A 9,532-nucleotide genomic window follows, 5' to 3' on the forward strand; every position below is an offset into this window, starting at 1 on the left:
TTGGTGTTGTGGTTGGATTTTTCTCTGGTCTTCTTGGCATTGGTGGCGGAATTATACTTAACCCTGCTTTAATCAAGTTGGGTATTCCTCCAATTGTCACCGTGGGAACCTCAGTTGCCCAGATGGTGGGTGCTACAGTCTCAGGATTTTTAGCCCATCTAAAACTAAAAAATATAGATATAAAACTTGGTATCGTTATGATACTTTCCGGCTTTGTTGGTGGCGGATTTGGAGTATTTCTGGCAAAAATACTGGAAGAAGCCGGATATTTTAGAACATTTGTTCTGTCTTTTTATGCTTTTTATCTGGCTTTCACCGGAATAACAATGTTTATAGATGTTCTTAGGAAGAAAAAAGAAGAAAAGAAAAAAAGTGCATTTGTTAGATTTCTGGAAAATCTGCCTTTTAAATATCATTTTGAGTTTGGAACATTTTCTATTCTTATACCTATTTTCATAGGATTAATTTCTGGATTTCTTGCTGCTGTTATGGGAGTTGGTGGTGGGTTTGTTGTGATACCAGCTCTGATATATCTTGCAGGTTTACCTGTTCATAGAGCTGTTGGAATGAGTTTGTTCCAGATGATTTTTATAACTTCATTTCTCACATATTTCCATGGAACTGTAAACTACGGAGTTGATATTGTTCTTGCATTAATTCTTATGGCCGGTTCTTCTTTTGGTGCTGTTTTTGGTTCTGCTGTAGGACAGAAAATAAACAAAAATATAACTAAATTTATCATGGCTTCCCTTGTTTCTGCTGTTTCTATAATGAGTTTTTATCAGCTATTTTTTGAAAAAGGAAAGAAAAAAGAGGCTTTTCATGCTGTTCATAACACTATTTCGGATTTTGCCCATAACCATCCTGAAATTTATTCCTTATCTGTAATAGTTGTCAGTTTAATTGCCGGGACTATAATTAGTATGCTAACCCATAGACTAAAAATATTAATTGAGATTTATATTGAAAAACTTCAACACAGGAAACAGGAAAGTTGAGTTTAAAGATAGGCTGGATTGATTATCTTAATACACTGCCCTTTAATTTTGAGCTTACGGGAATAAAAACGGATTTTGGTTACCAGCTTGTAAAAGGAGTTCCTTCACAAATAAACAGATATCTGAGAGAAGAAGATATTGATGTTGGTTTTGTATCCTCTGCAGAGTATATAGAAAATTTCAAGGATTACTACATACTCCCTGACCTATCTATAAGCTCATTAAATAAAGTGCATTCTGTTCTTGTCTTATCTAAAAAGCCTGTTGACCAGATAACAGAAATAGCCCTGACCACTGCTTCTAAAACTTCCAGATATCTAACCAGAATTGTGTTTGAAAGGTTCTTTAATAAAAAGGTTTCCTATACGCAGCTTGAGGATATAAACAGCGCAGAAACGGTTTTGCTAATAGGAGATGAGGCAATTGCATATAGGGATAAGTTCTCCTATACAATAGACCTGTCAGGAGAGTGGTATAAACATACAAAACTACCTTTTGTTTTTGCTTTATGGTGTGTAAGAAAAGAAAGTTTACAACATAAAAAATCTGAAATAATTCAGCTTTCATCTGTTTTAAAAAAATCAAAGGAAAAATTTTTTGAAGATATTGAAAAATACATAAAAGAAGCAAAAATCAAATTTGATACTGACTTTGCAAAGTTTTATTTAAAAAATCTTGATTTTTGCCTTTCTTCCCAGCATCTTGAAAGCTTACAACTTTTTTCAAACTATTTACTTGAAATGGGACTAATAAAAGGAAAACCCGATTTCAGAATAATTAATATTTAAGGTTTTTTATTTTTAAATATAATCATTGTAAATAGTTAATTATATTACTTTTTAAGTAAATTTTTTGACAAAAACAAGTAAAATCCCTATATTAGTCTTAAACTTGCATTAGGAGTCTAAGATGAAAATAGAGACTGTAAAAATGAAAAGTAAACAAACGGGAGGTAAGACTCTTTATTACATAATGAGAGGACAGGTTATACATCCAAAGGATAATCCTGAAGATTACAAAATAGAGCTTGGAAAAAGGAAAACATTTGATTTCTTAGTAGTTGTTGGTAGTAGAGGAGTTTATATCCTTGATAGAGATACTCTTGTGGAATGTGCCAAAAAATCCTGGCTTTCCTATCTGGAAAAATATAAGCATTCCAAAAGAAAAGGTGAAAAAGCAAAAGGAAATATTATTAAACATCCAATAGTTATTTATGAGAATACTATTAGAGAAACACTAAAAGAAAGGGGTTATGACCCTTGTGATTGCCGATTTATAGATTTAGTTCCAGATAGGATAAAAACTGAAGAAGAGGCTGAAGAACTACTTGATAAGATTATTGCCATTGTAGAAAACGCAAAGAAAAAGGCTGAGGTATAAGTTGGTTGTAGTTGATACAAATCTTTGGATTTACCTTTTTACAAACCAAGATATTCAAAAAAGACAGATAGTAAAAGAGCTTTTAAAATCTCTTGCTTCAAATACCGGTATTCTTATTTCTACACAAATTTATAAGGAACTCGCAAGGGTTCTAAAAGATAAAATAAAACTTTCCAATAGAGAAACTCTGGAAATATTATCAGCCATTGAGAAATTAACCCTTATTTATCCGGAAATGCCTGCGGACATAAAAAATGCAATAGATATAAGGCAGAGATACAGATTAAAATTCTTTGATAGCGTGATAATAGCATTTTGCTTTAGAAATAATATAAAAGTTTTGCTTACGGAAGATATAACAATACCAAAAGTAAAGTATCAAAATAAAGAGCTAAAATTAATTAATCCCTTAAAATAAAAGGTTGGGAGTAGATATGAAAGGAGTGATACTTGAAAATGAGATAATCTGTCCTTCAAAGGTGATATGTGTAGGTAGAAACTATACAAAGCATATTGAGGAGCTTGGGAATAAAAATCCAGAGGAAATAGTATTTTTTATAAAACCTAACTCCTCTATCTCAACTCAGCTTATAAAGCCAGACAAAAAATGCAGATATGAAGGAGAAATCTCTTTTATTTTTAGAAACAGTCAGATAGCAGGCATAGGATTTGGGATAGACCTTACACTTGTTGATGAACAAAACAGACTAAAAAGTAAAGGACTACCATGGGAAAAGGCAAAGGCATTTGATAACTCTGCTGTGTTTTCCCAGTTTGTCAAAATAGAGCCTCACCAGATAAACAATCTAAAAATGGAACTGTGGATAAATGGGCAACTAAAACAGGCAGGTGGCGTGTCTGATATGATTTATAAACCTGATGAGATTATTAGGGAAATGAAGAAGTATTTTTCTGTATATGATGGAGATATTCTGATGTGCGGCACTCCTTCAGGGGTTGGAGAATTTGAAAAAGGAGATATTTTTACAGGAAAAATCCTGATAGATAATAAACCTATAATAGAGGCGCAATGGACAGTAAAATAAGAACTGCTGATGGGACAGAGACATTTATAAACGAAGAATTTAACGAAGCATATCACAGCACAAAGGCTGGAGCCTATACAGAAAGTCTGCTTAAATTTGTTCTTCCTTGCAAAATAGACCAGCTTGCAAAAAACCAAAATCAAATAGATATTCTGGATATTGGCTTTGGACTGGGATATAACGTTGCAGTTGCTGTAGAAGTAGCCACAAAAAATAATCCGGATATTTTCCTTGAAATCATATCAGTGGAAAAAGATAAAGATATTTTCAGCAAAATAAAACATCTTGAGCTACCTAAGCAGCTTCAGGATATTTATTCTCAAATACTATCTGGACATTTTGATGGCGATATATACACAGCAACAGCTAAAAACTTTAAACTAACCATCTTATTTGGAGAGGCAAGGCAGGTTATAAAAACAATAAACCACAAATTTGATGCTGTTTTTTATGATGCCTTTTCCCCGAAAGTAAATACAGAAATGTGGACTGTTGAACTTTTTAAAAAGGTTAAAGACCTTATGAAAGAGGATGCTATTCTGGCTACTTATAGTGCCTCACTTGCGGTAAGGAAGGGGCTAATAGAAGCAGGGTTGAAAATCGGCCTGATTGAACCGGTAGGAAGAAAAAGCTTTTCAACTGTTGCTACTATAAAGGGAGATATACCTCCTTTAACAGAAAAAGAAGAAAACAGACTAAAGACTTCCCCTTATGCAGTGCCTTACCATGATAATCAGGATTTAACTCTAAGCAGAGAAGAAATAAAATCAAACTGGGAAAAAGAACTCAAAAAAAGACTTAAATCAACTTCCTGATACTATTAAAAAATGGAATATGCTCTTTATAATCAACATAAGTCCAGATAAAAGGCTGGAATGAACCGTGATGATAAAATAGCTCCAATTCTACAAAAACACCATCCCCCATATAGACCCTGTTCCCTCTGTATTTTGATGTAGAAACAACAAGCTGTTCTTTATCTATATAAAACGGGTCTATATTAACCGTTCTATTACCTTCTATTCTGTATTTATCTTCAATATCCATAGCCATTTTTTTAACTTTGACTATTTCTGATTTATCAATAATCAGCTCAGTTATAACAAATTTTTTGTATAAGGGACTGCCCATCTCCTTGTGATAATACTTTGAAAATGGAGGTTTAAAAGGCTCTGATTGAGTTTTAAAATCTGCAAACTCTTTTTTTAATAATTCTAAGGCAGAAAGGAGGAATTTCTCCTCCTTCCACATAAGTGCAAATCCAAGATGAGCCTTAATGTTTTTTCTCACCTTTTGCCATTCTTATTGCATGTTTTAAAAGAGGAGCAACAAGCCTGATATTATCCTTAACTCCGCCTGTTGAACCAGGGAGATTTATAACAAGGGTTGCATCTCCTAAAATCCCGCATACCCCTCTTGAAAGGAGTGATTTTGGAGTAAATTTAATTCCAACAATTCTTATTGCTTCAGAAAAACCTATCATCTCTTTTCTAATTACTTCTTTTGTAGCTTCTGGGGTAACATCCCTTTTGCTAAATCCTGTTCCACCGGTTGTAAATATAATGTCTACCTTATCTGTAAGTTCTTTTAATTCATTGACAATCATATCCTTGTCATCAGGAAGTATTTTGTAATGGACAACCTGACCGCCAAACTCATTTTCAATAATATCAATAGCTGTTTTTCCGCTTCTATCCTCAGCCTCTCCCTGATAACATGTATCACTGAGAGTAATAACAGCACATTTAAGGCCTGATAAATCCTCAGCCCAGTCTGATTTACCACCTTTTTTGGAAACAAGTTTTATATCAGATATAACCATATTTTTATCAAAAGCCTTGAGCATATCATAAACATTAAGTAGTGCTGCGGAAACAGCTGTTAAAGCCTCCATCTCAACTCCTGTTCTGCCTACACATTTAACCTCAGCTGTTACATAAACCCCATTTTCCTGAAGTTGTGTATCTACAACAACATGGTCAATCATTATGTTATGGCAAAATGGAAGTATATCAGGAGTCCTTTTTGCTCCAAGTAAACCTGCCATCTGTGAAGCAAGCAAAACATCCCCTTTAGGAACCTTATTTTCTTTTATCATTTCTACAGATTCAGGGGATAAATATATCTTACCTTCTGCCTTGGCTGTTCTGATTGTTTCAAATTTTCCTGACACATCAACCGGTTTAAATCCCATCTTAATCCTCCACTGCATAGATATCTTTTAATGTTCTACCTTCTTCTGCCCAGTCTAAACCATAACCTATAACAAACTTGTCAGGTATGACAAATCCCACATAATCGGCATCGTAGTTGACTTCCCGTCTTTCTTTTTTGTCCAGTAAAACACAGGTTTTTATTATGTTAGGCTCCCGCTGGGATAAAGCTTCAACAAGGGCTTCCAGTGTTCTACCTGTGTCTATAATATCATCAACTATCAGCACATTTTTTCCTTTTATATCTGTTGATATATCTTTGACAAAGATAACCTCCCCTGAGCTTTCCATATTTGTGTGATAAGAAGAAACCTGCATAAAATCTATATAAACTTTTCCCTCAATTTCCCTGACTAAATCAGCCATAAAAATAAAAGAGCCTTTCAGGATACCCACCACTAACAATTCTTTGCCTTCAAAATCTTTACTAATCTGTTGTCCTAATTGTTTGACTTTTTCTTTTATCTCCTTTTCCGGAATTAAAATAGATGCTTTTCTGCCTTTTATTTCCATATCTTTCCTCAAAATCAAATTGGATAAAACTATTTTAGGAGGATTTAAAAAGTATGGCAAATCGTATTTTTGAATGATAAAATTTAAACAAAAAGGATGCAAATTGAACTCAAGATTTCTATTAATTATTTTGACCTTAACTATTAGTTTTTGTGCATATGCAGAGGATTTTTTCCTTTATTCTAAATATATACCTTATTTATCTAAAAAAGACCCTCAGATTGTAAAAAGCTTCTATTTTAAAGCAAATACAAATACAAACAAAAAAATAATAGCTTTAACCTTTGATGATGGACCTTCTGAAAATGGATATACACTTGTCCCTGTATTGAAAAAGTATAAGGTGCCGGCAACATTTTTTTGGATAGCAAATCGTATCCCTAAATATGAGATAAACCGTTATAACTCAGAACTTTTTATTATTGGAGTTCATACATACAGCCACTTGAATTATGACAAACTAACAGAAAAAGAAATTTTAAATGATGTAGAAAAGGCTTTAGATATATTTCATGAAAATAATCTAAATCCAAAATATTTTAGGCCGGCTTACGGGATTGTTAATCAAGGTATAGTCAAGGCTTTAAGGAAAAATCATTTAAAAGGTATTCTCTGGTCCATAGATAGTATGGATTGGAAATACTTTGAAAATCAGCAAATTATAATACAAAATGTGGTTAACCATCTTTCTCCTGGAAGTATTATCCTCATGCACGAAACCAGAACAAAACCAGAAACATTAGAAATAATAATTAAAGAAATTACAAAACAAGGTTATAAAATAGTTCCTCTAACTGAAATTTTAAAATATCCTTCTAAATATCCTAATGATGTAAATTAAGCTTCATAATAAGTGCATCAGAACCATCTTTGTAATAATTCTTCCTTATATCCTGAATAGTGAAACCGAAATCTTCATAAAATCTGATTGCTTTTTTGTTGTTTTGCGAAACTTCCAGCCAGATATTATTTATACCTTTTTGTTTGCATAGGTCTATAAACCAGTTCATAATATGCTTCCCGATGCCTTTTCCTTGGAACTCCTTTTTAACGGCTATCATTGAAATGGAACCTTCTGAGAATATCAACTCCCCTGCAAAAAATGCTACAGGATTATTTTCATAAATAAAAACCTTTTTTATAGAGAAAGCATTAGAGGAAAGAATTTGCTCTTCAGACCATGGATACTCAAAATTTTCTTTTAATATTTCCTGAACCTGTGGAAGATATTCCTTTTTAAAATCAGCTATTTTTATCTTCTCTTTGTAAATCCTCATCTTCTAACTGGCAGCTTTCTCCCTGAAGTTCATCCAGCAGATGTCCCAGTCTGATTTTTTTAGTTTTAAGATAATTTTTGTTATATGGATTTGTTTCTGTAATAATTGGAACCCTTTCAACTATTTCCAGACCAAATCCCTGTAGAGCAACTATTTTTCTCGGATTATTTGTCATAAGTCTCATTTTTCTAACACCAAGGTCTAACAATATCTGAGCACCTGTTCCAAAATCCCTCAGATCTGCCTTAAAACCTAACTTATGGTTTGCCTCAACAGTATCATAACCTTCATCTTGCAAGCTATAAGCCTTTATTTTGTTTACTATTCCTATGCCTCTGCCTTCATGCCCCCTCATATAAACCAGAACCCCTTTTCCTTCTTTTGCTATCATTCTAAGGGCTGCATGGAGCTGTGACTGGCAATCACATCTCAGAGAGCCAAATATATCTCCTGTTAGACATTCAGAATGAACCCTGACCAGAACAGGTTCATCAGGATTTATCTCACCCATTACCAAGGCAACATGTTCAGAACCGTCAACCTTACTTTTATATGCATAAATTTTGAATGTTCCAAATTTTGTAGGCAGGTAAGCTTCTGCTTCACGGCTTACTAACTTTTCCCTTTTCAATCTGTATTTAACAAGATCAGCAATGGTTATTATTTTGAGATTATGTTTTTTAGCAAATTTCATTAAATCAGGAAGCCTTGCCATTGTGCCATCTTCTTTCATTATTTCGCATATAACCCCTGCAGGATATAAACCTGCCAGTTTTGCAAGGTCAACAGATGCTTCTGTATGTCCTGTTCTCTCCAGAACTCCACCTGGACGTGCCATTAAAGGAAAAACATGTCCCGGTCTAACAAAATCAGATGGCTTGGCATCAGGGGAAACGGCCAGCTTTATTGTGATAGCCCTGTCATAAGCTGATATACCTGTTGTTGTTCCAAAATCCGGATGGGCATCTATTGATAAACAGAAAGCTGTTCCTTTTGGGTCTGTATTGGTGGTGGTCATTAATGGAATGTCAAGTTCTTTACACCTTTCAGGCGTGAGGGATAAACATATCAAACCACGACCTTCCTTCGCCATAAAATTAATAGCTTCAGGTGTGACCTTTTCAGCGGCCATTACCAAATCACCTTCATTTTCTCTATCAGGGTCATCAACAACAATTACCATTTTGCCGTTTTTTATATCCTCAATTGCCTCTTCAATTGTGTTGAACCTTACTTCCATTTTTTCACCACCTTTTTAATCTTCATTGCTATTTAAAATACTCAATAAATTGAATATTGACCAGAATAGGTTAATAATATCCAGAAATAAAGCAATTGCAATCTCTACAGCTGTTGATTTTTCGTATATAAGTCTGGAGGTGTCATATAAAATGTATCCGGAAAACACCAATGCACCCATCCCAGACATAACAAATTCCAGTGTTCTGTTTTGCCAGAACAAACCTATAACTGCCATAACTACAACAATAATAAGACCAGAAAACAAGAACCCGCCTAAAAAGCTAAAATCTTTTTTTGTAATAAACACATAAGCAGTTAAACTACCGGTAACAACAGCAGTTATCACAAAGGCCTGCTTAAATATCTCAATCAGTGCAGGAGAACTGAATATAACGGCTATAGAAGGTGCATCAAAAAATCCAATAGTAAATGTAAAAAGCAGGAAAAACAGATATCCCAGTGTGTTTTTTTGATTTAACAAAGCAAGGAACATTGTCCCTATAGTTACGAGCAGAGAAACAATAAGAAATCCCCATTTCCCAAGGGAAATCATTTGGGGAACAAATTGCAACCCTATAATCGTTCCACCGGCCATTGTTAAAAATCCCATTGTTAGAAGCAGATACGTTTTGACCAGCAGATTAGATTTTTCTATCTCCTGAGGAATAGATATATTTCTTACTTCCATAACAATCTCCTTAATTTTTTAATTTCAAAAAATATATCTCAGTTAAGGTTGTTTTCAAAATTGTTAAGAAATCTTAACAAAATTTTAATAAAAACTTAAAAAACCCTAACTACAATAAAATCAGCTAATAAAAAGTTAAATAAAAGGAGGAAACTTATGAAGAGGGCTATTTTAC

The 9,532-nt window shown here is 33.7% G+C and carries 13 protein-coding genes; 7 read left to right on the plus strand and 6 right to left on the minus strand.

What is annotated here, in order from left to right:
* The 6 genes from MVE07_RS03530 to MVE07_RS03555 form a co-directional block, all read left to right on the plus strand.
* Positions 1 to 998: sulfite exporter TauE/SafE family protein (locus MVE07_RS03530; protein WP_297454070.1), on the plus strand; the 998-nt coding region annotated here is incomplete at its 5' end.
* Positions 995 to 1,786 carry a menaquinone biosynthesis protein gene (locus MVE07_RS03535; RefSeq protein ID WP_297454073.1) on the plus strand — a complete coding sequence of 264 codons (792 nt, stop codon included), beginning with the start codon at positions 995 to 997 and terminating at the stop codon, positions 1,784 to 1,786. The genes MVE07_RS03530 and MVE07_RS03535, both read left to right, overlap by 4 nt.
* A 121-nt stretch (positions 1,787 to 1,907) precedes the next feature.
* Positions 1,908 to 2,378 carry a hypothetical protein gene (locus MVE07_RS03540; protein ID WP_297454076.1) on the plus strand — a complete coding sequence of 157 codons (471 nt, stop codon included), beginning with the start codon at positions 1,908 to 1,910 and terminating at the stop codon, positions 2,376 to 2,378.
* A gap of 1 nt (position 2,379) precedes the next feature.
* Positions 2,380 to 2,796, plus strand: a complete 417-nt coding sequence (locus MVE07_RS03545; RefSeq protein WP_297454079.1) for a PIN domain-containing protein — start codon at positions 2,380 to 2,382, stop codon at positions 2,794 to 2,796.
* A 16-nt stretch (positions 2,797 to 2,812) separates the two neighbouring features.
* On the plus strand, positions 2,813 to 3,424 hold the full coding sequence (locus tag MVE07_RS03550) for a fumarylacetoacetate hydrolase family protein (RefSeq protein WP_297454082.1): 612 nt from the start codon (positions 2,813 to 2,815) through the stop codon (positions 3,422 to 3,424).
* Entirely contained in the window at positions 3,409 to 4,239 is an 831-nt protein-coding gene (locus tag MVE07_RS03555; protein ID WP_297454085.1) for an MnmC family methyltransferase, read from the plus strand. Before MVE07_RS03550 ends, MVE07_RS03555 begins: the two co-directional genes overlap by 16 nt.
* Here the strand turns inward: MVE07_RS03555 and MVE07_RS03560 are convergent.
* From MVE07_RS03560 to hpt, 3 genes are read right to left on the minus strand one after another with little or no spacing between them, the layout of a single operon-like run.
* The gene (locus MVE07_RS03560; protein ID WP_297454088.1) at positions 4,223 to 4,714 is read right to left on the minus strand and encodes a DUF4416 family protein; all 492 of its coding nucleotides are present in this window, start codon (positions 4,712 to 4,714) and stop codon (positions 4,223 to 4,225) included. The two genes, MVE07_RS03555 and MVE07_RS03560, sit on opposite strands and share 17 nt — an antisense overlap.
* Entirely contained in the window at positions 4,698 to 5,618 is a 921-nt protein-coding gene (gene moaCB, locus MVE07_RS03565) for a bifunctional molybdenum cofactor biosynthesis protein MoaC/MoaB (RefSeq protein WP_297454091.1), read from the minus strand. Before moaCB ends, MVE07_RS03560 begins: the two co-directional genes overlap by 17 nt.
* A gap of 1 nt (position 5,619) precedes the next feature.
* Complete coding sequence (hpt, locus tag MVE07_RS03570) at positions 5,620 to 6,150, minus strand: hypoxanthine phosphoribosyltransferase (RefSeq protein ID WP_297454094.1); 531 nt, start codon at positions 6,148 to 6,150, stop codon at positions 5,620 to 5,622.
* Positions 6,151 to 6,223: 73 nt separating this feature from the next.
* Between hpt and MVE07_RS03575 the strand changes: the two genes are divergently transcribed.
* Positions 6,224 to 6,991 carry a polysaccharide deacetylase family protein gene (locus MVE07_RS03575; protein ID WP_297454097.1) on the plus strand — a complete coding sequence of 256 codons (768 nt, stop codon included), beginning with the start codon at positions 6,224 to 6,226 and terminating at the stop codon, positions 6,989 to 6,991.
* Here the strand turns inward: MVE07_RS03575 and rimI are convergent.
* The 3 genes from rimI to MVE07_RS03590 are packed head-to-tail and all read right to left on the minus strand — an operon-like array spanning position 6,975 to position 9,357.
* Positions 6,975 to 7,427 carry a ribosomal protein S18-alanine N-acetyltransferase gene (rimI, locus tag MVE07_RS03580; RefSeq protein ID WP_297454099.1) on the minus strand — a complete coding sequence of 151 codons (453 nt, stop codon included), beginning with the start codon at positions 7,425 to 7,427 and terminating at the stop codon, positions 6,975 to 6,977. The genes MVE07_RS03575 and rimI overlap by 17 nt on opposite strands.
* Entirely contained in the window at positions 7,393 to 8,667 is a 1,275-nt protein-coding gene (locus MVE07_RS03585; RefSeq protein WP_297454103.1) for a bifunctional 3,4-dihydroxy-2-butanone-4-phosphate synthase/GTP cyclohydrolase II, read from the minus strand. The genes rimI and MVE07_RS03585 overlap by 35 nt, the downstream gene beginning before the upstream one ends.
* Before the next feature lie 15 nt (positions 8,668 to 8,682).
* Entirely contained in the window at positions 8,683 to 9,357 is a 675-nt protein-coding gene (locus MVE07_RS03590) for a Bax inhibitor-1 family protein (protein ID WP_297454107.1), read from the minus strand.
* Between the last annotated feature and the right edge of the window lie 175 nt (positions 9,358 to 9,532).

The sequence above is a fragment of the Persephonella sp. genome (genome assembly GCF_027023985.1).
Classification (GTDB): domain Bacteria; phylum Aquificota; class Aquificia; order Aquificales; family Hydrogenothermaceae; genus Persephonella_A.